This window comes from Azotobacter beijerinckii, from assembly GCF_900110885.1.
Lineage (GTDB): Bacteria > Pseudomonadota > Gammaproteobacteria > Pseudomonadales > Pseudomonadaceae > Azotobacter > Azotobacter beijerinckii.
Window position 1 is genome coordinate 193,581 of the sequence record NZ_FOFJ01000003.1, and the last position, 22,230, is coordinate 215,810.

The following is a 22,230-nucleotide window of genomic DNA, read 5'->3' on the forward strand; positions in this document are numbered from 1 at the left end:
TAACCAAAAAGAAGGCCACCCCCGTCGTCAGGCCCTGCGCTTCGCTCCGGGTTCCCTCACTCCATCGTCGTTCCAGGGGCACGGCCCGAAGGGCCATCCATGGCCCACGGGCCTTTCGCCGCATCCATGCGGCTCAACCCCTTGCGCGGCGATTCCGTTCGGCCTGACGAAGGGGGAATGGGTGCAAGCCCCACCTCCGCGAAGGACAAAAAGCTTTTTCAAGCGTGGTGCCAGACTTGCAGGCAACTCCCCGGTCCCGTTCAGAAGGCCGAGCGCAGGCGTCGCGGAGGGGGCGAGCCGTATGGATGCGGCGAGAGCCGTAAAGGGGCATGGATGCCCCTTGTACGGCGGCCCCCGGAGCGGCGCCGGAGCGAGGGAACCCCGGCGCAGCCGGGGCCGGATGACCGGGTGTGTTTTCTCTTTGGTCACTTTCTCTTTGCACAAGCAAAGAGAAAGTGACTCGCCGTGCAAGGCGAAACCTGTCGCATCAGCTGAGGAAAGCGCCCGGCTCGGCACCAAAACAGCACCCAAAAACAACCCCGCTCCAGGCAGGGAAAGCGCCCCGGTCCGACACCAGGGCCAGAGGCTCACCCGGAGCATGCACCGATCATGACTCCCCCCATGCTCCACATCGAAAACCTCGCCATCCACCGCGGCACCTACCGCATCCTCCTGCCGCGCCTGTCGCTGGCGCGCGGCGAGGTCGCGGCGATCACCGGCGCCAGCGGCTGCGGCAAGAGCACCCTGCTGGAAATGATCGGCCTGATCCTCCGCCCGGAATGCCTCGACCGCTACGAGCTGACCGGCGGGGAGGGCGCCACGCCGCTCGACATCGCCGCCCTGCTGCGCGAGGACCGCCAGGCGCGCCTCGCCGACCTGCGCGCCCAGCGGCTCGGCTTCGTCCCGCAGAGCGGCGGCCTGCTGCCGTTTCTCGACGTGCGCCGCAACATCGAACTGCCGCGGCGCATGCTCGGCCTGCCGGCGAGCAGCGAGCGGGTGGAGGAGGCCATCGAGCAGTTGGGGCTGCAGCCGCTGTTGCACAAGAAACCCGCCCAGCTGTCGATCGGCGAGCGCCAGCGGGCCTCCTTCGTCCGCGCCATCGCCCACGAGCCGGACCTGCTGTTGGCCGACGAGCCCACCGCCGCGCTGGACCCGCTGCAGGCGCGCCGGCTGTTCGAGCTGATCGTCGAGACCACCCAACGCCTGCGCATCGCCACCCTCTTGGTCAGCCACGACTGGGGCCTGCTGCGCGCCTGCGCGATCCGCCGGCTGGTCGGCGTGCCGGATGCCGAGAACAACGGCGGCACGGTGTTCCGCGATGCGGCCTGACGCGCGCCCGGGCTGGCGCCTGCTCGCCGCGCTGGCGACCCGCGACCTCTGGCACGACCGCAAGGTGTCGCTGTGCATCGTCGCCTCGCTGGTGGCGGTGATCGCGCCGCTCCTGTTGCTGTTCGGCCTCAAGCACGGGGTGGTCTCGCAGCTGCGCGGCGAACTGCTCGACGACCCGCGCAACCTGGAGATCCGCCTGCTCGGCAACCACGACCTGGACCGCGCCTGGTTCGCGCGCCTCGCCGCGCAGCCGGGGGTCGGCTTCGTCATGCCGCTGACCCGCTCGCTGAACGCCCAGGCCGACCTCATGGTGGATAACCAGCGCTTCGTCGCCGATGCCGAAGTTATCCCCAGCGGTCCCGGCGACCCCTTGCTGGGCGCGCACCTTACGCCGCCGGACGGCGACCGGGTGCTGCTCAGCGCCAGCGCGGCGCGCAAGCTGGAGGCGAGCGGCGGCGAGCGCCTGCGCCTCCTGGTGCTGCGCAAGCTGGACGGCAACAGCGAGCGCGGCCAGCGCGAGGTGACGGTCGCCGGGGTGCTCCCCGAGACGGCCTTCCCGCGGCCGGCGCTGCTGGTCTCGCTGGACCTCCTGGTGGCCATGGAGGACTTTCGCGACGGCTTCGCGGTGCCCGCGCTCGGCTTCGCCAGCGGCAGGCCGGCGCCGCCGCGCGAACGTTATGCCCGCGCCCGGGTCTATGCGAACGGCCTGGATGCTGTCGCGCCGGTCGCCGGGTGGCTGGAGGGGGAGCGCATCGAGACCTCCACCCGGCTGCGCGAGATCGAGTCGGTGAAGGCCGTCGACCGGGTGCTCGGGCTGATCTTCGCGGTGATCGCCTGGACCGCGGCGATCGGCTGCGTCGCCTCGCTGGCCGGGGCCTTCCTCGCCAACATCGACCGCAAGCGCAGGGACCTCGCCCTGCTGCGCCTGCTCGGCTTCCGCCGCGCGGCGGTCGGCGCCTACGTGGTGGTGCAGGCGGTGCTGCTCACCTGCCTGGCCTTCGGCGTGGGCTATGCGGCCTATCTGGCCGGCAGCACGGTGTTCAACCGGGCCCTGGGCGCCAACCTGGCCGCCGACGCCTTCGTCTGCCGGCTGGAAAACCTGCACATTCTGCTGGCCTTCGCCAGTGCGTTGCTGATCGCCAGCCTGGTGGCGGCGCTAGGAGGGTATCGTGCGATTCACATTCAACCGGCGGAAAGCCTGCGGGATCTCTGAGCGGCGCCGGTCCGTTCCGGCCGCGGCGCTGGGACTGGCGGTGGCCCTGGCCAGCCTGCCGGCCGCGGCGGCCTGGGACGCGAAGTACTACAACCCGCAGCCGCAGGACGGCGACGTGATCCTGCCGATGCCCTGCGGCGGCGCCATGGCCTGGCGCCAGGTGCGCGTGCCGATGGCCAGCCCGCTCGACGACTACGCGATCACCCTGGGCCAGGACAGCGAGGAGTGGGGCTACCTCGAGCAGGCGCGGCCGACCCACATCGCCGGCAGCTTCAGCGTCGCCAAGCCCGCGCCGGGGCGCTACTACCTGCTGGCCAAGTACGAGGTCAACGAGCTGCAGTACCACGCCGTAATGGACGGCCAGTGCCCCGAGCCCTCGGCCCAGCTGCGCCTGCCGCAGACCGGGGTGAGCTGGTTCGACGCGGTCGCCTTCACCGACCGCTACAACCTCTGGCTGCGCCAGAACGCCGCGGACAAGCTGCCCAGGGAGGACGGCGTGGCCGGCTTCCTGCGCCTGCCCACCGAGGTCGAGTGGGAGTTCGCCGCACGCGGCGGCCTGGCGGTGTCCCAGGCGGAGTTCCGCGACGTTCGTTTCCCCATGCCGGAGGGGATCAACGCCTATGCCTGGTTCGCCGGCGCGCAATCGGCCAACGGCAAGCTGCAACTGGCCGGCCTGCTCAAGCCCAATCCGCTCGGCCTGCACGACGTGCTCGGCAACGTCGACGAGATGCTCTTCGAGCCCTTCCACCTGAACAAGCTGGACCGCCAGCACGGCCAGGCCGGCGGCTACATCCTGCGCGGCGGCAACTACCTGACCCCGCAGGCCGAGCTGCGCACCGCGCTGCGCCAGGAGCAGCCTTACTACGCCGGCGACGGCAGCGCGCAGAACCGCCTGAAGACCAGCGGTTTCCGCCCCGCCTTGGTGGCGCCGGCGCTGACCTCCCGCGAGCGGATCAAGCAGGTCGAGGCCGACTGGAAGAAGCTCGGCGTGCCCCGCCCCGAGGCCCCGGCGGAATCCGGCGAGCGCCCGGCCGGCCAGGACCCGGCGACCCGGATCGCCAGCCTCGCCGAAGGCGTGCAGGACGATGCGCTCAAGCAGCAGCTGGAGAAACTGCGCAGCGACCTGCGCGCCAACACCCAGGCGCGCGACGAACAGCGCGACCAGGCGATCCGCTCCGAGCTGCAGCTGGGCGCCTTCCTCTGCACCAAGCTGAAAGACGACGGGCTCTTCCTCGACACCCTCGAAGGCAATTACAGTCGCAGCTGCGGCGCCGGCGGCACGGAGCCCCAGGCCCGCTGCGAGGCGCGCCGGGAGCAGCTGGACGGCCATCGCAAGGTGCTCGATTTCATGCTCAACTACTACGCTGACAGCGTGGTTGGCACCGCCCTGAACTACAGCCCGGCGACCGTCGAACCCCAGGTCGGCCTGGTCGCGCAACAGCTGGCCGCGCGGGGCAAGAGCAACCTGCGCAGTTACCTCGACACCCACTGGAACAACCTGCGCACCTACCTGAAGAACGGCAAGGTGGCGCGCGCCCACTGGCTGCAATCCTGCAAAACCCTCTGATCGGAGAAGGCGAGACTAGACATGATGGTGGCCTCGTTCACGGCTAAACGAATCGCTTGGGCGACCCTCGCCCTGCTGCTGGCGGGCTGCCAGACCATGGGCGCTCCCGGGGGAGGACAGACCGACCCGCGGCTGGCCAACAGCAGCTCGGCGCAGTTCTTCAGCAAATCCGGCTGGCAGGCCTGCGCCGGCGGCGCGGTGGTCGGCGTGCTGGCCTGCCAGCTGGCCAACCCGGACCGCAAGGGCGCCTGCATGGCCACCGCGGCGGTGGTCGGCTGCGGCGTCGGGATGGGCGCCAACTACTACCTCGACCAGCGCCGAAGCCAGTACGCCAATGCCGAACAGCGCCTCGACGTGGCCATCGCCGATGTGCGCAAGGACAACCTCGAGCTGCAGGACCTGAGCCGTACCGCGCGCACGGTGATCGCCGACGACCGCCAGAGCATCGCGATGATCCAGCGCGACATCGCCGCCAAGCGGGTGCAGAGGGCCCATGCCCAGCAGCGCCTGGCCAAGGTCGACGCCAACCTGGTGTTCCTGCGCGACAAGCTGGCCAACGCCCGCACCAAGCAGCAGGAATGGCGCAAGGTGGCCGCCGCCGAGCGCAGCAGCGCCAGCGCCGCGCGGCTCGACACCCTGAACGCCGAGATCAACAGCATGCAGCGGCAGATCGGCTCGCTGGAAGCCGAGATCGACCAGCTCTACAAACAACGCTCCGCCATTCGCCTGGGTTGAACCATGCACCGATTTTCCCGAGTCCTGTCCCTTCTCGCCGTCACCCTGCCGCTCGGCGCCTGCGCGGTGAGCCCGCAGGAGTGCGATCCGCGCAACGCCGATGCCGGCTTCGCCACCAAGTTCGGCTGCAACACGCAGGGCGGCTACGCCCAGCGCATCGAGCAGAAGGAGAAGATCCTGCTCGACGAGCGCAAGACCAACCAGTTGTTCCGCGACACCTATGCCGCCCTCGACAAGGAGCGCAGCGAGGTCGGCCGCGAGCTGGACCGCCAGCGCAGCGATTACGCCGCGCTCAACAAGGCGATGAGCGCGCTGCTCGCCGAACTCAAGCAGAAGACCCGCGGCAACCAGCGCCTGCAGGGCGAGATCGCCGCGCTGGAAAAGGAAATGGCCGGCATCAACCGGCAGGACAACAATGCGGCCGTGGCGCAGAAACAATATGAACTGCAGAAATTGCGCACCCGGCTCGCCGGCCTCGAAGGCGACCTGGGTCTGCGCTGAACCGCTCCCGCAAGCAAGGCGACCATGAAGCGAATCACCCGTTTATCCAGCGCCACGCGCAGCGCGGCGGATGCCCTGGCCGGCCACGCGGAACTGGTGGCCATCCTGCGGCGTTACCTGCCGCCGAGCACCGCGGCCCTGTTCGCCAAGCCCAAGCAGGCCGAAGGCGACATCGTCGAGTGGTACTCGGACCTCGGCGGCCAGCCGGTGCCCTTCGCGGAGCTGGCGCCGCAGGAGGCGCGGCAGGTTCGCCAGCTGCTCGACGAGCGCCTGGCCTCCATCGCGCAGCTGGCCGAGCGTCTCGACGGGCAGGGCGAGGACGGCCGGCGCCAGGCCGAGCTGCTGCGCCAGGCCGCCCGCTACCCGGACACCGCGACCCTCTATGCGCTGAACGGCCAGCCGCTGGTGACCTTCTGGGGCGGCGGCGCACCGCCTGCTCCGCCGCCCTTGCCGGCCGGCATCCCCGGCCCGGCGGCAGCGGTGGCCGGCGCCGCGGCGCCCCTGCTGGCGGCCGGGGCGGTGCAGCGCCGCTGGTGGCCCTGGCTGTTGCTGTTCGCGCTGTTGCTGGCCCTGCTGGCCACCCTCTGGTGGTGGTTGCTCGGTCGCGAAGAGCCGCTGGAGCCGCTCGCCGCGACCGAACCGCCGGCCGTCCAGGAAAAACCGCAGCCGACCGAGGAGCCGAAAAAGCCCGAGGAGAAGACGCCGCCTGCGCCGGAGGTCCCGCCGGAGCCCGAGCCCGAGCCGGTGCCCGAAGCGAAACCGGAGCCCGAACCCGTGGTGCCGCCGGTGCCCGTGGTGAAACCGGAGCCCAAGGTCGACGCCGTGGTGCCGCCCAAACCCGAGCCGAAGGTGGAACCCAAGCCCAAGCACGAGCCGGTGGTACCGCCCAAACCCGAGCCGAAACCGGAACCCAAGCCCGAGCCGAAGCCCGAGCCGAAGCCCGAACCCAAACCCAAACCGGAGCCGAAACCCGAGCCCAAGCCGGACCCGGTCGAGCTGGCGCACAAGCGCATCGCCGCGGCGGGCAGCAACTGCACCACGCTGCAGCAACTGTTCAGCCAGGACCCGCAGGTCAAGCAGAACCCGGCCTTGCGCGCCGAGGTCGAGGAGAAGCTGAAGCAGCAGTGCCGGCAGCAGTTGATCGTCAATGCCAAGAACCTCTGCCCGGAAGAGCGACCCAAGGAGCTGGCGCCGGAACTGGCGATCGTCTTCGACGCCTCGGGCTCGATGGACATCAGCCTGCTGGCGACCAAGCAGGAGGTCGACCGGGCAGTGATGATGCAGGGCATGACCGACATCGCCGCGCGCCTGCTGCTGGGCGGCAACCCGGGGATCGACACCACCGGTCACCTCTACCGCGAGCCCAAGCGCATCACCGCGGCCAAGCAGGCGACCACCGCGGTGGTCCAGAACCTGCCCAGCGACGTCAGCGCCGGCCTGGTGCTGGTCGAGCGCTGCCCCAGTTCGCGCAGCATGGGTTTCTTCGCCCCGGCCCAGCGCGGCGGCCTGCTCGGGCGCCTGAACTCCATCGAGCCGGTGGAGGGCACGCCGCTGGCCGACGGCGTCGCCAAGGCCGGGCAGATGCTCGACGGCGTCAACCGCGAGTCGGTGATGGTGGTGGTTTCCGACGGCGAGGAGAGTTGCCACCAGGACCCCTGCGCGGTGGCCCGCGACCTGGCGCGGCGCAAGCCGCACCTGAAGATCAATGTGGTCGACATCGCCGGCACCGGCGCCGGCAACTGCCTGGCCCAGATCACCGGCGGCCGGGTGTTCAACGCCAGGAACGCCGGCGAACTGGCCGCGATGACCCGCCAGGCCGCCCAGGACGTGCTGCCGCCGGCGCATTGCCGGCAGTGAGCGCTGTCTGAGCCGCACAGCGCCGCGTTTCGGGCGGCGCTCGCGGCTTTGTGCCCGGGTGCCTTGAAAGCGCCGGCCGCACTGGGCACAGTCGGAGCCCGGCCGCGGCCCTGTCCGGGCGCCGGGTTCCGCTGGCGTTTCCACTCAACCGTCACTGTCCAGGATTTCTTCATGTCCCTCGATATCGTCATCCTCGCCGCCGGCCAGGGCACGCGCATGCGTTCCGCCCTGCCGAAAGTCCTGCACCCGGTCGCCGGCAACTCGATGCTCGGCCATGTCGTCGCCACGGCCCGCCAGCTGGCGCCGCAGGGTATCCACGTGGTGATCGGGCACGGCGCGGAGCGGGTGCGCGAGGCGCTGGCGGCGGACGACCTGAACTTCGTCCTGCAGGCCGAGCAGCTCGGCACCGGGCACGCCGTGGCCCAGGCGCTGCCGGCGCTGTCGGCCGAGCGGGTGCTGATCCTCTACGGCGACGTGCCGCTGATCGAGGCGGACACCCTGCAGCGCCTGCTGGCGCAGGTCGGCCCGGACCGCCTGGCCCTGCTCACCGTGGACCTGGTCGACCCCAGCGGCTACGGGCGGATCGTCCGCGATGCCGCCGGGCAGGTCGTCGCCATCGTCGAGCACAAGGACGCGACCCCCGAGCAGCGCGCCATCTGCGAGGGCAACACCGGCATCCTCGCGGTGCCCGGCGCGCGCCTGGCCGACTGGCTGGGGCGGCTGTCCAACGACAACGCCCAGGGCGAGTTCTACCTCACCGACGTGATCGCCATGGCGGTGGCCGACGGCCTGACGGTCGCCACCGAGCAGCCGCTGGACGCCCTGGAAGTGCAGGGCGCCAACGACCGTATCCAGCTCGCCCAGCTGGAGCGCCACTACCAGTTGCGCGCCGCGCGCCGGCTGATGGCTCAAGGCGTGACCCTGCGCGACCCGGCGCGTTTCGATCTGCGCGGCGAAGTCAGCGTCGGCCGCGACGTGCTGATCGACGTCAACGTGATCCTCGAAGGCCGGGTGACGATCGAGGACGGGGTGGAGATCGGCCCGAACTGCACGATCAAGGACAGCACCCTGCGCCGGGGCGCCCAGGTCAAGGCCAACAGCCACCTGGACGGCGCCGAGCTGGGCGAGGGTGCCGACTGCGGGCCCTTCGCCCGCCTGCGGCCGGGCGCGGTGCTCGGCGCCGGGGCCCACGTCGGCAACTTCGTCGAGCTGAAGAACGCGGTGCTGGGCGAGGGCGCCAAGGCCGGGCACCTGTCCTACCTGGGCGATGCCGAGATCGGTGCGCGGACCAACATCGGCGCCGGCACCATCACCTGCAACTACGACGGCGCCAACAAGTTCAAGACGGTGATGGGCGAGGACGTGTTCGTCGGCTCGAACAGCGCGCTGGTCGCCCCGGTCACCCTCGGCGACCGCGCCACCACCGGCGCCGGCTCGGTGATCACCGAGGACGTACCGGCCGACAGCCTGGCCCTCGGCCGCGGCCGCCAGCGCAATATCGAAGGCTGGCAGCGTCCCCAGAAGAAACGTTGAGAAAACCCATGACGACCCAAGCGAAACCCAACGCGTTCATCCTGCGCATCGAACTGCTCGATTTCGAGCCCGTGATCCATCGCCAGGTGAAGGTGCCGGCCGACCTGACGCTCGTCGACCTGCACGAGTGCATCCAGCAGGCCATGGGCTGGGAGAACGCGCATCTGTACGGATTCCGGATCGGCCGTACCCACTATGGGCCGGACGGGGACGGCGTTCTGGAGGACGATGTCGGGCTGCTCGAGGCGCTCGGCCGGGGCCGGACGCTCTACTACACCTACGACTTCGGCGACTCCTGGGAGCACAAGATCACCGTCGAGAAGCGACTCGCCGGCGACCCCCTGCAGCCGCGGTACGTCTGCCTGGCTGCCACCAATGCCTGTCCGCCGGAGGACATCGGCGGCGTCTTCGGCTACCTGAACTATCTCGAGGCCGTCGCCGATCCGCAGCATCCGGAGCACGAGGATTACCTCGAATGGTTCGACGAGCCCCTCGATCCCGCGGCCTGCGATCTGGACGAGATCAACCGGCGGCTGGCCGTCCTGGAATAGACATGAAGGATTTTCGCGCATGCGCGTACTGACCTATGCCGGGTTCGAACCCGGCCGGCTGAAAACCGCCCTGAAGAAGGCCGTGGCCGCCATCGAGCGCGACGACTGGCGCAGCGTCGACCTGAAGAAACTGGCGCCGACGGCCTATTTCCGCATCAAGCTCGACCAGGCCAGTCGCCTGCTGCTGAGCTTCGTCCGCTACCGCGAGGAAACCGTCTGCCTGGCCCTGGAGGTCATTCCCAACCACACCTACGAGAAGTCCCGCTTCCTGCGCGGCGCCAAGGTCGACGAGGCGCTGATCGAGGACGCCGACGCGGCGCAGGCCGAGGCCGCCGCCACGCCGGTGCGCTACCTGCATCCGGGCCGCGGGGAGTTCCACCTGCTGGACAAGGTGATCTCCTTCGACGACGCCCAGGAGGCCCTCTACCGCCTGCCGCCGCCGGCGATCCTGGTCGGCTCGGCCGGTTCCGGCAAGACCGCCCTGACCCTGGAAAAGCTGCGCCAGGCCGAGGGCGAGCTGCTCTACGTCACCCAGTCGCCGTGGCTGGCGCGCAATGCCCGCGAACTCTACTTCGCCAACGGCTACCGCAACGACGCCCAGGAGCCGCAGTTCCTCGCCTACCGGGAATTTCTCGAAACCCTCAAGGTGCCGGACGGCCGCGAGGTGAACTTCCAGGCCTTCAAGGCCTGGTTCGAGCGGCACCGCCAGCAGTACCGCTTCACCGACGCCCACCAGTGCTTCGAGGAGTTCCGCGGGGTGATCGGCAGCCAGCCGGAGGGCGTGCTCGACGAGGCCGCCTACCTGGCCCTCGGCGCCCGCCAGTCGATCTTCCCGGCCGAGCAGCGCAGCGCCGTCCACCAGCTGTTCCGCCGCTATCAGGCCTGGCTCGCGGATAGCGGCCTGTACGACAGCAACCTGATCGCCCAGCAATGGCAGGCGCTGGCCGAGCCGGCCTACGACTTCGTGGTCGTCGACGAGGTGCAGGATCTGACCAACGCCCAGCTGGCGCTGGTGCTGAAAACCCTCAGAAAGCCCGGCCAGTTCCTGCTCTGCGGCGACTCCAACCAGATCGTCCACCCCAACTTCTTTTCCTGGAGCGCAGTCAAGGGCCTGTTCTGGCGCGATCCGGGGCTGGCCGAGCGGCAGACCCTCTCGGTGCTGCGGGTCAACTACCGCAACGCCCGCGAAGTCACCCGGGTGGCCAACGACCTCTTGAAGATCAAGCACGCCCGCTTCGGCTCCATCGACCGCGAGAGCAACCACCTGGTCGAATCCGCCTCCGGCGAGCCGGGCGAGGTGCGCCTGCTGGCCGACAAGGACGCGGTCAAGCGCGATCTGGACGCCAAAACCCGCGCCTCCACCCGGTTCGCCGTGCTGGTGCTGCGCGACGAGGACAAGGCCGAGGCGAAGAAGCACTTCCGCACGCCCCTGGTGTTCTCGGTGCACGAGGCCAAGGGCCTGGAATACCCCAACATCGTGCTCTACCGCTTCGTCTCCGACCAGCGCCAGGCCTATGCGGAAATCTGCGAGGGCGTCAGCGCCGCCGACCTGGCGAAGGACGAACTGGACTACCGCCGCGCCCGCGACAAGCAGGACAAGTCGCTGGAGGTCTGGAAGTTCTACGTCAACGCCCTGTACGTCGCGCTGACCCGCGCGGTGGAGCGGCTCTACCTGATCGAGAGCGACCACGGCCATCCGCTGCTGCAACTGCTGGGGGTGCAGGGCGGCGAGGCGAAACTGGAGATCGCCGCCGGCCAGTCCAGCCGCGAGGACTGGGAACGCGAGGCGCACCGCCTGGAGCAGCAGGGCAAGCAGGAACAGGCCGAGGCGATCCGCCGCGACATCCTCAAGACCCGCGAGGTGCCCTGGCCGGTGTGGAACTGGGAAACCGCCGGGCCGATGATCGAGCGCGCCCGCGATCCCAAGGAAGTCTCCAACAAGGTGCGCCAGCAGCTGTTCGACTTCGCCCTCTGGCACATGCAGGAGCGGCACATCGAGTACCTGGGCGAGACGCTGCGCTGGAACCCCGCCGTGCAGCTGATCGCCAACGTCCGGCAGGGCGCCGTCTGGCGCACCCGCAGCAGCCTCGTCGAGCGCCAGCTCGCCGCCTACCACAAGAAGAACTTCAAGGACATTCTCGTCCAGTGCGACCAGTACGGCGTCGACCACCGCACGCCGATGGACGCCACCCCGCTGATGCTCGCCACCCTGGCCGGCAACCTGCCGCTGGCCGAGGCGCTGCTCGAACGCGGCGCCGATCCCGAGCAGCGCGACCTGTTCGGCCACAGCGCGCTGTCCTATGCCCTCGAGCGCGCCGTCGAGGACGAGGAATACGCCGCCGGCCCCTTCGGCGCACTCTACGAGCGCCTGGCGACCCCGCTGGATCTGGAGGTGGAAGGGCGGCTGATCCGCCTCGATCCGCAGCAGGGCGAATACCTGCCGCTGCAGCTGATGCTCGCCGGCCTCAAGACGCTCGGCTCGCAACTGACCCACAGCCCCGAATACCCGCTCGGCCGGCGCTACGCCTTCTACGCCGACTTCCTGATGCGCAACATCGAGCATTTCCCGGCCGGCGTGCTGCGCCCCGAGCGCAAGAAGCGTACCTACTTCAACCAGGTCCTCGCCCGCGCCGAGATCGACAGCAGCTACCGCCCGGCGCGCAAGCTCTGGCAGCGCGTGCGCAACGGCCACTACCTGCCCAGCCCGGCGCTGAAACTGCGCGTGCCCGACGGCGACGGCCAGGGCCGCTGGCTGCCGCTGTACGAGGTGCTGGCCGCCCGGCAGATCCTCGCCGGCAACGCCTACATGATAGTGGGCGAGTCGCTGCGCTTCGTGCTGAAGGACGACAGCGAGCACGACCCGTGGGATTTCGGCCTGCTGTGAGGAACGGGCGTGGCCATGGATGGCCGGTGGCTCGCCGCTCAGAACTTCGAGTAGTTCAGTACCTCGACTCTCGCCGAGCCGCCGATGCCTGCCAGCGACAATGGCAGCGCCCGTATTTTCGTGGATGTGCAGTGAAAGGCGTCAATAGGCATGGAGGACCGAAGAGCGAATTTGCCGACACTAAAAGTCGGCCCCGGAGGCAAGGTGTCCATATCCTCCGGGTGCCGATTTGTTTCAGCTTGCTGTGTTGAAGTTCTATTTCAAATCAAATCGATCATTGGTCATGACTTTGACCCAGGCAGCCACGAAGTCCTGGGCAAACTTTTCTTGCGCATCGTTGGCAGCATAAACTTCCGCGATGGAGCGCAACTCGGCATTGGAGCCGAAGATCAAGTCCACGGGAGTTGCTGTCCATTTCTGCCTGCCGGTACTGCGCTCATGCACTTCATAGAGCTCCTCGGCTTCGCTGGACTTGACCCATTTGTTGGACATATCCAGCAGGTTGACGAAGAAATCGTTGTTCAGTGTCCCGGGCCGACTGGTTAATACGCCATGATCCAAACCATGATAGTTGGCATCCAGTGAGCGCATACCGCCCAGCAGTACCGTCATCTCAGGTACGGACAGCCCCAGAAGATCGGCCCGCTCTACCAGCATCTCGGTCGGCGAGAGGTCATTGTCTTTGCCATAGTAGTTGCGGAAGGCATCTGCCTTGGGCTCCAGTACGGCAAAGGATTCGGCATCGGTCATCTCCATGGAGGCATCCATACGCCCGGGCTTGAAGGGGACGCTGACAGGGTGTCCTGCGTCCTTGGCAGCCTTTTCGACTGCAGCCGCACCGCCCAGCACAATGGTGTCTGCCAGAGAGATTTTCTTGTTGCCAGAAGCATGGTTATTGAAGTCCTGCTGGATCTTTTCCAGGACTGCCAAAACCTTCTTCAGCTCCTCGGGGTCATTCACTTCCCAGCCATTTTGCGGGGCCAGGCGGATACGCGCCCCGTTGGCCCCGCCGCGCATGTCCGTATCGCGATAGCTGGCCGCAGAGGCCCAGGCAACTCTCACCAGTTCGGGAACGGTCAAGCCGCTGCCGAGGATCTGTGCCTTGAGCTTTTCCACGTCGGCAGCGGAGACCAGTGCGTGATCGACATCCGGGATCGGATCTTGCCAGACGAGGATTTCGGTAGGCACCTCTTTGCCCAGATAGCGGGCGCGTGGCCCCATGTCGCGGTGATTCAGCTTGAACCAGGCCTTGGCGAAGGCCTGCTCATATGCCTTGGAGTCGGCCCGGAAGCGCTCAATGATTTTGCGAAACTCCGGATCTTCCTTGAGGGCAATGTCGGTCGTGAACATGATGGGAGCATGTCGCTTGTCTTTGACATGGGCATCCGGGACCAGACTTTTGGCTTCATCCGTATCAGGTATCCACTGGGTTGCCCCGGCGGGGCTCTTGGTCTGGACCCAGTTGAAGGTCAGCAGGTTGTCCAGATAGTTGGTGGTCCACTGGGTTGGCGTGATGCTCCAGGCGCCCTCCAGGCCGCTCGTCAGCGCGTCTTCGGAATGGCCCTTGCCGCATCCGTTTTTCCAGCCCAGTCCCTGCTGTTCAAGGGGGGCGGCAGCCGGTTCCGGTCCCAGGCATTCCTTTGGCTTGTGGGCGCCATGTGCCTTGCCGAAGGTGTGGCCCCCGGCAATCAGCGCCACGATCTCTTCATCGTTCATGGCCATACGGCCAAAAGACATGCGAATGTCTCTGGCTGCAGCCAAGGGGTCTGGTACACCGTTAGGACCCTCCGGGTTCACGTAGATCAGTCCCATCTCGACGGCTGCCAGCGGGCCTTGCAGATTGCCTTTGGAATCACGGCGCTCGTCGGTGAGCATCTTGCTTTCAGGCCCCCAATAGACGAAATCCGGCTCCCAGTCGTCTTCCCGGCCACCGGCATAGCCGAAGGTCTTCACACCCATCGACTCCAGGGCCACATTGCCGGTCAGGGCCATCAGGTCGGCCCAGGAAATCTTGCGGCCATACTTCTGCTTGACGGGCCAGAGGAGGCGACGGGCCTTATCCAGGGATGCGTTGTCCGGCCAGCTGTTGAGGGGGTCGAAGCGTTGTTGCCCACCACCGGCCCCACCGCGGCCATCGTGTATGCGATAGGTTCCGGCGGCATGCCAGGCCATGCGGATGAAGAAGGGTCCGTAGTGTCCGTAGTCGGCAGGCCACCACTCCTGAGAGTCGGTCAGGACCTTGGCGATATCCTTCTTGACCTCATCCAGATCGAGGGTCAGAAATTCCTTGCGGTAATCGAAGTCCTCGCCCATGGGGTTGGACTCCATTCCGTGTGCCCGCAGAGGACTCAGATCGAGTTGATCGGGCCACCAGAACTGATTGGACTTGGGTTTTTCGGCTGCGTAGGCAGGTGAAACTGCAAGTGCAAGGGTAATTGCTGCAGCGAGTGGGAGTTTTTTTATTGGCATTGTACTGCCTCTTTTTCATCTGACTGGAGAAGATGCCAGCTAGTACTCAAATAGTTGCAAGGAATACATGCTTTTAAAAATAGAAAAAATTGATCCCATCCATAGTAAGGGTGGTAGTTGATAAAGAGGGAGAAGTAAAGGAACAACGCTTACTTTCTCAAGATCAAGGTGGCCTTTCCCGGTATGCGATGAACCTAACTTTTGAGCAAGTTGCCCAAATAACTGCACGTCTTCTAGGGCCGTCCACCTCTTTATCTTTCGAAAACAACGAAGTCTCCTGGATTTCCATCCAAGCGTCGGCGCATGACTTTTTTTGGGGGGGAGCCTGGCATCGTTACGTCCCGCCGCCGGGCACCTTCCGCTTGACGCTGACGCTTCGCTGGGCTTTCATTCGATCACCTGTTATTTCGAATCGAAACTTATAGATGTCGAAGCGAAACACCCCACAACGCCGCCACGCCATCCTCGCCCTGCTGGCCGAACGGGGCGAGGTCAGCGTCGACGAGCTGTCCCGGCGCTTCGAGACCTCGGAAGTCACCATCCGCAAGGACCTCGCCGCCCTGGAGAAGAACGGCCTGCTGCTGCGCCGCTACGGCGGCGCGGTGCCGCGGCCGCAGGATGCTGAGGACGGCCTGCGGCCGCCCTCCGCCTGTCAGCAGGCGATTGCCCGGGCCGCCGCGGCGCGGATTCGCGAGCATGCGCGGATCGTCGTCGACAGCGGCAGCACCACTGCGGCGCTGATTCCCGAGCTGGGCCACACGCGCGGGCTGGTGGTGATGACCAATTCCCTCGACGTCGCCAACGCCCTGCGCGAGCTGGAGAACGAGCCGGTGCTGCTGATGACCGGCGGCACCTGGGACCCGCATTCGGAATCCTTCCAGGGCCAGATCGCCGAGCAGGTGCTGCGTTCCTACGATTTCGACCAGTTGTTCGTCGGCGCCGACGGCATCGACCTGGCGCGCGGCACCACCTCCTTCAACGAACTGCTCGGCCTGTCCAGGGTGATGGCCGAGGTCGCCCGGGAAGTCGTGGTCATGGTCGAGTCCGACAAGGTCGGCCGGCGGATTCCCAATCTGGAGCTGCCCTGGAGCAGCGTGCATACCCTGATCACCGACGAGCGCCTCCCGCCCGAGGCGCGCGAACAGATTGCGGCGCATGGCGTGGAGCTGGTCTGCGTCGCCGTGCCCACCTAAGGAGAACCACCATGTGCGGAATCGTTGGCGCCATCGCCGAACGCAACATCATCCCGATCCTGCTGGAAGGCCTCAAGCGCCTGGAGTACCGCGGCTACGACAGCGCCGGGCTGGCGGTGATCGACGCCGCGGGCGGGCTGCAGCGGCGGCGGCGCTCGGGCAAGATCGCCGAACTGGAGGAGTTCCTGCAGCGCGAGCCGCTGGCCGGGCGCCTCGGCATCGCCCACACCCGCTGGGCCACCCACGGCGCGCCGCTGGAACGCAATGCCCACCCGCACTTCTCGGGCGATGCGGTGGCGGTGGTGCACAACGGCATCATCGAAAACTACCTGCAGCTGCGCGAGCGCCTGCAGGGCCTCGGCTACCGCTTCGAGTCGGATACCGACACCGAGGTCATCGTCCACCTGCTGCACCACAAGCTGCAGGAAAGCGGCGACCTCACCGCCGCGCTCCAGGCGGCCATCCCCGAGTTGCACGGCGCCTACGGCCTGGCGGTGATCGGCGCCGCCCAGCCGGACCGCCTGCTCGCTGCGCGCAGCGGCAGCCCCTTGGTGATCGGCCTCGGCCACGGCGAGAACTTCCTCGCCTCCGACCAGCTCGCCCTGCGCCAGGTGACCGACCGCTTCGTCTACCTGGAAGAGGGCGACGTCGCCGAGATCCGCCGCGACGGCGTGCGCATCTGGGACGTGCACGGCAATCCCGTGCAGCGCGAGGCGGTGCAGTACCGCGACGGCGCCGAAGCCGCCGACAAGGGCGAGTACCGCCACTTCATGCTCAAGGAGATCCACGAGCAGCCGAGCGTGGTGCGGCGCACCCTGGAAGGCCGCCTGGCCGCCAACCACGTGCTGGTCGAGGCCTTCGGCCCGCAGGCCGCCGAGCTGTTCGGCCGGGTGAGGAACGTGCAGATCGTCGCCTGCGGCACCAGCTTCCACGCCGGCATGGTCGCCCGCTACTGGCTGGAGGGACTGGCCGGGATTCCCTGCCAGGTCGAGGTGGCCAGCGAGTTCCGCTACCGCAAGGTGGTGGTGCAGCCGGACAGCCTGTTCGTGGTCATCTCCCAGTCCGGCGAGACCGCCGACACCCTGGCCGCCCTGCGCACCGCCAAGGCCCTCGGCTACCTGGCCAGCCTGGCGATCTGCAACGTCGGCACCAGTTCGCTGGTGCGCGAGGCCGACCTCTGCCTGCTGACCCAGGCCGGCCCGGAAATCGGCGTCGCCTCGACCAAGGCCTTCACCACCCAGCTGGTCGCCCTGCTGCTCCTGACCCTGGCCCTCGGCCAGGCGCGCAGCAGCCTCGCCGCCGGGGTCGAGGCCGAACTGGTCGAGGAGCTGCGCCGCCTGCCGGCGCGTCTCGACGAAGCGCTGGCGATGGACGCCACCGTCCAGCAGATCGCCGAATTCTTCGCCGACAAGCACCACAGCCTGTTCCTCGGCCGCGGCGCCCAGTACCCGGTGGCCATGGAGGGGGCGCTCAAGCTCAAGGAGATCTCCTACATCCACGCCGAGGCCTACCCGGCCGGCGAACTCAAGCACGGCCCGCTGGCGCTGGTCGACGCGAGCATGCCGGTGGTCACCGTGGCGCCGAACAACGAGCTGCTGGAGAAGCTCAAGTCCAACCTGCAGGAAGTCCGCGCCCGCGGCGGCGAGCTGATCGTCTTCGCCGACAGGGAGGCCGGCATCCACAACGGCGAGGGCACCCGCCTGGTGGAGATGCCGCACATCCACCCGCAGCTCGCGCCGATCCTCTACACCGTGCCGCTGCAACTGCTGTCCTACCACGTCGCGGTGCTCAAGGGCACCGACGTCGACCAGCCGCGCAACCTGGCGAAGAGCGTGACGGTGGAGTGAGGGGCGCGGAGCGGCCTGCTGGATAGAGGGCGGGGCCGGGCTGGGTGGGGAGCGCGACGGGGGCGGCGAGGGATTCGCCCCCGGTGCCGGCCGCCGTGGGTGCCGGCCATGACTGGGTAACGCCGCCCGGCGGGCCGGCGCTCACGGCTACAGTGCCGGGAACAGCCAGCGTCGCACAACGGCCCACACCTGGGAGGGTGCGAACCTGCCGGGCGATGCGCTCGAAGCCGAGTCCGGCCGTACCCCTGCGCCGCCTTCGCCGTAGGTCTGCTCGACCCATCTGCAGTACAGCCGCATCACGGTATCGAGCGGCATTTCCGCCAGCTGCCGCGCAACCGGACGATCGCGTGGCAACGTGGCCGCCAGATGCCGGATGAAAGGCTGGTTGCCGGCCAGCTCGCGCATAACGTCGAAGTAGTCGGTGGTCTGCTGCTCGCGTGTTCCGTTCATGACTCAGCTCCTCGGGGTCGCGCCGTTTTTGTACGGTCGGCCTGACCCTAGCATGGAGGATGTCAAGAAATTGTCCGCAAAGGACAGGATCGCCCACGGCGGGGGCCGCTGCCACGCCCACCGCACTCAACGGTGCGCCGCGGATGGCCTGGCACTCCGCGCAGGGCGAACGCCTGTCGGGGCGCCCAGTGCGAAGGTCCGTCTTCGGGCTGCTCTTCTTCGGTCCTCTCCTGATTGTCGCTAAAATCTGTACAAATAAAATTTATCGTATAGGTTTATGGCAGATGATCGACAGGTCGGTCCGGCTGCGGCCGCCGACGGGGACCACGCGATGAACGAGCAGCTGTCGCACCGTGGCAAGAGCAGACGCTGGCTGTGGGCACTCTGCCTGCTCGCCGCCAGCGCCCTGGGCGGCTGGCAGGAAAGCCTGCCGGGGGCGCGCGAGGTCGGCGCCGGCGAGCTGCGGCTGTTCGGCTTTCGCATCTACAGCGCGCGACTGTGGAGTCCCGGACGGCCGCTGGCGGCGGACACGCCCTTTGCCCTGGAACTGACCTATCACCGCGCGATCAGCCGCGACGAGCTGGTCGAGGCCAGCGTCGAGGAGATCCGGCGGCTGTCCGGCAGCGCGGTGAGCGCGGCGCAACTGGCGCAATGGCAGGCGCAGATGCACCTGGCGTTCGTCGACGTGGAGCCGGGGGCGCGGATCACCGGGGTGTTCCTGCCGGGGTTGGGCGCACGTTTCTATGTCGGCCCGCAGTTGCAGCACGAGGTGCGCGACGGCGCCTTCGCCCGCGCCTTTTTCGCCATCTGGCTCGACCCGCGCACGCGCAATCCGGAGCTGCGCGAGCAACTGCTGGGCGTCGCCGCCCCCTGAGGAGCATCGCCATGCTGAAGAAACTCCTGCTGCCGCTCTGCCTGTGCCTGGGAAGCTGCGGCCAGATCGACGTGGAACACTACCGGGCGGAGCAGCCGCCGCTCGACCTGCGCCAGTACTTCAGCGGGCGGGTGGACGCCTGGGGGATGTTCCAGAAACGCTCGGGCGAGGTGGTCAAGCGCTTCCATGTGGCGATCGACGGCCGTTCGCAGGGCGAGACGCTGATCCTCGACGAAGACTTCACCTACAGCGACGGCAGCAAGCAGCGGCGGGTGTGGACCCTCCATCCCGACGGACCCGGCCGCTGGCGCGGCACCGCGGAGGACGTGGTCGGCGAGGCGCGCGGTGAGGTGGCCGGCAACGCCCTGCGCTGGCGCTATGTGCTGAGCCTGCCGGTGGACGGCAAGGTCTACCAGGTCCACTTCGACGACTGGATGTACCTGCTCGACGAGCAGACCCTGGCCAACCGCTCCTACCTGACCAAGTTCGGCTTCGAACTCGGCCAGGTGACCCTGTTCTTCCGCAAGCAGGCCGGCTGAGTGCCCGGAAAGTGGTATCCCGAGGCCAGCGGGAGGTTCTTTTCCCGGAACGGCGAGCGCCTGCCCCGGTAGCCGCCGGACCTCTTCGATTGATTGAGGAGTACGCGATGAACATGCAACAACTGCTCGACCAGGCCGACGCCGGACGGCTCGACTCGCTCGAACTGATCGCCATCGAGGGCGGCATCTACCTGCTGCAGGCGTACTCGGCCGGGCAGCGCCATACCCTGCTCGACGAGCAGGGGCGAACCCTGCAACTGCGCTCGATGACCCAGGCGCGGGATCTGCTGGAGTTCGTGCCGCGGGTGCCTTTCCATCTGGTGCAGTGCGTGGTGCACAACGAGATGTGCGGCTTCGACGACGGCCCGCAGCAGCCCCTGCGCATTCCCATTTCCCTGGATTCGGCCTGGTGAGGCAGGTGGCCTGGGGGGAGGGCAATAAAGTCTCGTCCTGAGCCGATCTGGCGGGTGTGTGCGCTGGCGGGGTGCCGCGTTCGTCTCCAACGGGCACGTTGCGATAGGCGGAAAGCGGCCAGATGCAGCCGTTGTGGAATCAACCATGATATTGCACGTTGGCGTTCAGAGCGCCTTGGCGTTGCTTGGGGCTACATTGTCCCATAGATGCATTTATGATAAATTTGCATCTGAAGAACATAGTTGAGGTGCTCGCTATGACAGTAGCTATCCAGGCTCAGGACTTTTCGAAAAGCCAATGCGTGGCCGGCCTGCGTGCGGCGCTGAACATCTTGGACAAGTGGAAGGCCTCCTGCGAGCAGGCCTGCCGGATCCTGCGCATTTCGCGCAGCACCTACACCCGGGCCAAGCAACGCGATTCGGAGTGGGCGGTAAGCCTGGACTCCGATCAGATGCAGCGCATCAGCATCGTGCTGAATATCCACGCGGCGCTCCGCCTCGTGTTCGACAACCCTGAAAATGTCTATGGCTTCCCCTCGATGGAGAACCACAACGAATTCTTCAATGGGCGCGCGCCGCTCGACGTCATGGCACAGGGCGACATGATCTCTCTGTACGAGACGTTCCGACGGATCGATACGCTGCGGGGTGCCCAGTGGTAATGCTGAGCAGCCTTGCCGCCCTGGGCGGCGAGAGCCTGCAGGCCTACCGCCTGGTCAACTCCAAGTTTCCGCCCATTGCCTTGTTCGATGACGTTGCTGACGAAGCAGACTTCGAAGCGCTATATCGGCTTCAGGCAATGACGAATCCAAGGTTGCAGAACGAAATTGGCCGGCTGGAGCTGATTCCCCGTGGCGAGATCCCGTTCGGTATTCCCGGATGCTCGTATGCAACGGCGCCCTTTACCCATGTGAACCCGGCCGGCTCGCGCTTTAGCAATGGCAGCTTCGGCGTGCTGTATCTGGCCGACAGGATGGACACGGCGATTGCCGAGGTGCGCCATCACCAAGCGCGCTACTGGTCGAGCGTGCAGGGCCTCAATTACGACCGCTTTGTCTTCAGAGGGCTGACCTGCCGCTTCACGGATGCCGGGATGAGGGACGCTACAGGGGTACCGCTGTCGGACCCTATATATGCCCCCGACGATTACACGCACTCTCATCAATTGGGAAGCGAAGCGAAGCGAGAGGCATGCCCGGGCCTGCGTTACAACTCGGTCCGTTGTCCAGGCAACGTCTGTTGGGCGTTGATGACACCGCGGCCTGTTACATCGATCATCCAGACCGCCCATTACGAGATGATCTGGAGCGGCCAAATTATCAGCGTCAATCGAATTACAGCGCAGATAGCCGATAGGGTGCAAAACAGCCGGTAGTGGCCGGCAGAAACCGGCCAGAAGCGGACGTTTACTAGGGCTCGATTTTGAGGCTTGAACGCGTCTACGAAACCGGGAACGATTCACTGAGCAGATCGACCTACTACTCAATTTAATTTTTTGGCGAATTTTGGCATGGAAACCAAGTATCTCGACATTTATCAAGCAGCAGTTCTCCTAAACATTTCCCCCGAGCTACTTGAATACTTCACCAGAAAAACCGTTAAATCAAATGATCCTCGAATATTAAGATTCAAAAAAGATGGCGAGCTTTATAAGTTTGAAGAAAAAGAGCTTAAAGACTACGACTCATGGCTGAGAGCAAGCTGGCCCAACTCTCCCAAATCGAGCCGCCCACATCTTCCTGACGCAATCAAACAAGAAATCCGGCTTGAGGCAAACTTAGAATGCGCACTTTGCTTAAAGTCTGGCGAAGCGGGCGAAGCTGCCCATATTGAGCCAGTCAAAACTGGGAAGTGCAATCACCCACACAACCTAATATGGCTTTGCTCAAACCACCACACAAAGTTCGACAACGGATTATTTGGGCCTAAAGGCCACCCCTTTCAAGGTCTTTTACTTTTCGAGGCCTTGATGAGGCGGTCGGTGGAGACATGGGCGCGAGCCGTCGCGGCATCGACCCAGGCCTTGGGCTTTTCCACCTTGGGGCCGCGCTTACTGGTCGCCACCTGGCTGGGCTTGATCTGTCGTGCCAATGCCAACAGGCGCTGTGCCAGTGTGCTGGCCGAATCGTCGGCCCAGGCGGGCCAGTGCTCCACCGCCAGCGCGACGAGCATCCCCTCGTAACGGCTTCTGACCTGCACCGCCAGGTGGTAGGGGGACGCCTCCCAGCCCTCGGGAAGCCGTTCGCGATGTGCCTGTTCCACGCTGCGCTTGAGC

The 22,230-nt window shown here is 66.6% G+C and carries 18 protein-coding genes and 2 pseudogenes; 17 read left to right on the forward strand and 3 right to left on the reverse strand.

Annotated elements, in window-relative coordinates:
- Nucleotides 1-621 precede the first annotated feature (621 nt).
- The 9 genes from BMY22_RS02735 to BMY22_RS02775 all read left to right on the forward strand — a co-directional run bounded on the left by BMY22_RS02735 (nucleotide 622) and on the right by BMY22_RS02775 (nucleotide 12,170).
- Complete coding sequence (locus BMY22_RS02735) at nucleotides 622-1,329, forward strand: ABC transporter ATP-binding protein (RefSeq protein ID WP_208599215.1); 708 nt, start codon at nucleotides 622-624, stop codon at nucleotides 1,327-1,329.
- Nucleotides 1,319-2,542 (forward strand): FtsX-like permease family protein, encoded by a 1,224-nt coding sequence (locus BMY22_RS02740; RefSeq protein ID WP_090619357.1) that lies wholly within the window; start codon nucleotides 1,319-1,321, stop codon nucleotides 2,540-2,542. The genes BMY22_RS02735 and BMY22_RS02740 overlap by 11 nt, the downstream gene beginning before the upstream one ends.
- A 40-nt stretch (nucleotides 2,543-2,582) precedes the next feature.
- Nucleotides 2,583-4,109, forward strand: a complete 1,527-nt coding sequence (locus tag BMY22_RS02745) for a formylglycine-generating enzyme family protein (RefSeq protein ID WP_090619359.1) — start codon at nucleotides 2,583-2,585, stop codon at nucleotides 4,107-4,109.
- Nucleotides 4,110-4,130: 21 nt separating this feature from the next.
- Complete coding sequence (locus tag BMY22_RS02750) at nucleotides 4,131-4,844, forward strand: hypothetical protein (RefSeq protein WP_244158779.1); 714 nt, start codon at nucleotides 4,131-4,133, stop codon at nucleotides 4,842-4,844.
- A 3-nt stretch (nucleotides 4,845-4,847) separates the two neighbouring features.
- A complete protein-coding gene (locus BMY22_RS02755; RefSeq protein ID WP_090619361.1) occupies nucleotides 4,848-5,345 on the forward strand; it encodes a hypothetical protein in 498 nt (165 codons plus the stop codon).
- 24 nt (nucleotides 5,346-5,369) lie between these two features.
- Nucleotides 5,370-7,202, forward strand: coding sequence for a VWA domain-containing protein (locus tag BMY22_RS02760; protein ID WP_090619362.1), 1,833 nt, complete (start codon nucleotides 5,370-5,372; stop codon nucleotides 7,200-7,202).
- Nucleotides 7,203-7,373: 171 nt separating this feature from the next.
- Complete coding sequence (gene glmU, locus BMY22_RS02765) at nucleotides 7,374-8,735, forward strand: bifunctional UDP-N-acetylglucosamine diphosphorylase/glucosamine-1-phosphate N-acetyltransferase GlmU (RefSeq protein WP_090619364.1); 1,362 nt, start codon at nucleotides 7,374-7,376, stop codon at nucleotides 8,733-8,735.
- Nucleotides 8,736-8,743: 8 nt separating this feature from the next.
- Nucleotides 8,744-9,286, forward strand: a complete 543-nt coding sequence (locus tag BMY22_RS02770) for a plasmid pRiA4b ORF-3 family protein (protein WP_090619365.1) — start codon at nucleotides 8,744-8,746, stop codon at nucleotides 9,284-9,286.
- A 19-nt stretch (nucleotides 9,287-9,305) separates the two neighbouring features.
- Complete coding sequence (locus tag BMY22_RS02775) at nucleotides 9,306-12,170, forward strand: DEAD/DEAH box helicase (protein ID WP_090619367.1); 2,865 nt, start codon at nucleotides 9,306-9,308, stop codon at nucleotides 12,168-12,170.
- A 255-nt stretch (nucleotides 12,171-12,425) separates the two neighbouring features.
- On the opposite strand, the gene katG is transcribed toward BMY22_RS02775, so the two are convergent.
- On the reverse strand, nucleotides 12,426-14,606 hold the full coding sequence (katG, locus tag BMY22_RS02780) for a catalase/peroxidase HPI (protein ID WP_425265957.1): 2,181 nt from the start codon (nucleotides 14,604-14,606) through the stop codon (nucleotides 12,426-12,428).
- A gap of 458 nt (nucleotides 14,607-15,064) precedes the next feature.
- On the opposite strand from katG, the gene BMY22_RS02785 reads away from it, so the two are divergent.
- Together BMY22_RS02785 and glmS are read left to right on the forward strand one after the other, a co-directional pair.
- A complete protein-coding gene (locus BMY22_RS02785; RefSeq protein WP_090619370.1) occupies nucleotides 15,065-15,832 on the forward strand; it encodes a DeoR/GlpR family DNA-binding transcription regulator in 768 nt (255 codons plus the stop codon).
- Nucleotides 15,833-15,843: 11 nt separating this feature from the next.
- Complete coding sequence (gene glmS, locus BMY22_RS02790) at nucleotides 15,844-17,679, forward strand: glutamine--fructose-6-phosphate transaminase (isomerizing) (protein ID WP_090619372.1); 1,836 nt, start codon at nucleotides 15,844-15,846, stop codon at nucleotides 17,677-17,679.
- A gap of 147 nt (nucleotides 17,680-17,826) precedes the next feature.
- Here glmS and BMY22_RS02795 read toward each other — a convergent pair whose 3' ends face one another.
- Nucleotides 17,827-18,129 (reverse strand): hypothetical protein, encoded by a 303-nt coding sequence (locus tag BMY22_RS02795; protein ID WP_090619373.1) that lies wholly within the window; start codon nucleotides 18,127-18,129, stop codon nucleotides 17,827-17,829.
- Between the two features lie 331 nt (nucleotides 18,130-18,460).
- Here BMY22_RS02795 and BMY22_RS02800 point away from each other — a divergent pair, with 331 nt between their 5' ends.
- The 6 genes and pseudogenes from BMY22_RS02800 to BMY22_RS25340 form a co-directional block, all read left to right on the forward strand.
- Nucleotides 18,461-19,003 carry a chalcone isomerase family protein gene (locus BMY22_RS02800; RefSeq protein WP_090619375.1) on the forward strand — a complete coding sequence of 181 codons (543 nt, stop codon included), beginning with the start codon at nucleotides 18,461-18,463 and terminating at the stop codon, nucleotides 19,001-19,003.
- Nucleotides 19,004-19,014: 11 nt separating this feature from the next.
- Nucleotides 19,015-19,542 carry a DUF3833 domain-containing protein gene (locus BMY22_RS02805; protein WP_090619376.1) on the forward strand — a complete coding sequence of 176 codons (528 nt, stop codon included), beginning with the start codon at nucleotides 19,015-19,017 and terminating at the stop codon, nucleotides 19,540-19,542.
- Nucleotides 19,543-19,649: 107 nt separating this feature from the next.
- The gene (locus BMY22_RS02810) at nucleotides 19,650-19,955 is read left to right on the forward strand and encodes a DUF6482 family protein (RefSeq protein ID WP_090619378.1); all 306 of its coding nucleotides are present in this window, start codon (nucleotides 19,650-19,652) and stop codon (nucleotides 19,953-19,955) included.
- A gap of 257 nt (nucleotides 19,956-20,212) precedes the next feature.
- A complete protein-coding gene (locus tag BMY22_RS02815; protein WP_090619406.1) occupies nucleotides 20,213-20,617 on the forward strand; it encodes an antitoxin Xre-like helix-turn-helix domain-containing protein in 405 nt (134 codons plus the stop codon).
- Nucleotides 20,617-21,330 (forward strand): RES family NAD+ phosphorylase, encoded by a 714-nt coding sequence (locus BMY22_RS02820; RefSeq protein WP_090619380.1) that lies wholly within the window; start codon nucleotides 20,617-20,619, stop codon nucleotides 21,328-21,330. Before BMY22_RS02815 ends, BMY22_RS02820 begins: the two co-directional genes overlap by 1 nt.
- A 135-nt stretch (nucleotides 21,331-21,465) precedes the next feature.
- Nucleotides 21,466-21,867 (forward strand): annotated as a pseudogene (locus BMY22_RS25340) (HNH endonuclease); the annotation flags it as partial.
- A 29-nt stretch (nucleotides 21,868-21,896) separates the two neighbouring features.
- Here BMY22_RS25340 and BMY22_RS24790 read toward each other — a convergent pair.
- Nucleotides 21,897-22,230: pseudogene (locus BMY22_RS24790) on the reverse strand (IS4 family transposase); the annotation flags it as partial.

Coding starts and splice junctions, on each gene's coding strand:
- BMY22_RS02735 (WP_208599215.1), top strand. CDS start 622: ATGCTCCACATCGAAAACCTCGCCATCCACCGCGGCACCTACCGCATC.
- BMY22_RS02740 (WP_090619357.1), top strand. CDS start 1,319: ATGCGGCCTGACGCGCGCCCGGGCTGGCGCCTGCTCGCCGCGCTGGCG.
- BMY22_RS02750 (WP_244158779.1), top strand. CDS start 4,131: ATGATGGTGGCCTCGTTCACGGCTAAACGAATCGCTTGGGCGACCCTC.
- BMY22_RS02755 (WP_090619361.1), top strand. CDS start 4,848: ATGCACCGATTTTCCCGAGTCCTGTCCCTTCTCGCCGTCACCCTGCCG.
- BMY22_RS02760 (WP_090619362.1), top strand. CDS start 5,370: ATGAAGCGAATCACCCGTTTATCCAGCGCCACGCGCAGCGCGGCGGAT.
- glmU (WP_090619364.1), top strand. CDS start 7,374: ATGTCCCTCGATATCGTCATCCTCGCCGCCGGCCAGGGCACGCGCATG.
- BMY22_RS02770 (WP_090619365.1), top strand. CDS start 8,744: ATGACGACCCAAGCGAAACCCAACGCGTTCATCCTGCGCATCGAACTG.
- BMY22_RS02775 (WP_090619367.1), top strand. CDS start 9,306: ATGCGCGTACTGACCTATGCCGGGTTCGAACCCGGCCGGCTGAAAACC.
- BMY22_RS02785 (WP_090619370.1), top strand. CDS start 15,065: ATGTCGAAGCGAAACACCCCACAACGCCGCCACGCCATCCTCGCCCTG.
- glmS (WP_090619372.1), top strand. CDS start 15,844: ATGTGCGGAATCGTTGGCGCCATCGCCGAACGCAACATCATCCCGATC.
- BMY22_RS02795 (WP_090619373.1), bottom strand. CDS start 18,129: ATGAACGGAACACGCGAGCAGCAGACCACCGACTACTTCGACGTTATG.
- BMY22_RS02800 (WP_090619375.1), top strand. CDS start 18,461: ATGAACGAGCAGCTGTCGCACCGTGGCAAGAGCAGACGCTGGCTGTGG.
- BMY22_RS02805 (WP_090619376.1), top strand. CDS start 19,015: ATGCTGAAGAAACTCCTGCTGCCGCTCTGCCTGTGCCTGGGAAGCTGC.
- BMY22_RS02810 (WP_090619378.1), top strand. CDS start 19,650: ATGAACATGCAACAACTGCTCGACCAGGCCGACGCCGGACGGCTCGAC.
- BMY22_RS02815 (WP_090619406.1), top strand. CDS start 20,213: ATGACAGTAGCTATCCAGGCTCAGGACTTTTCGAAAAGCCAATGCGTG.
- BMY22_RS02820 (WP_090619380.1), top strand. CDS start 20,617: ATGCTGAGCAGCCTTGCCGCCCTGGGCGGCGAGAGCCTGCAGGCCTAC.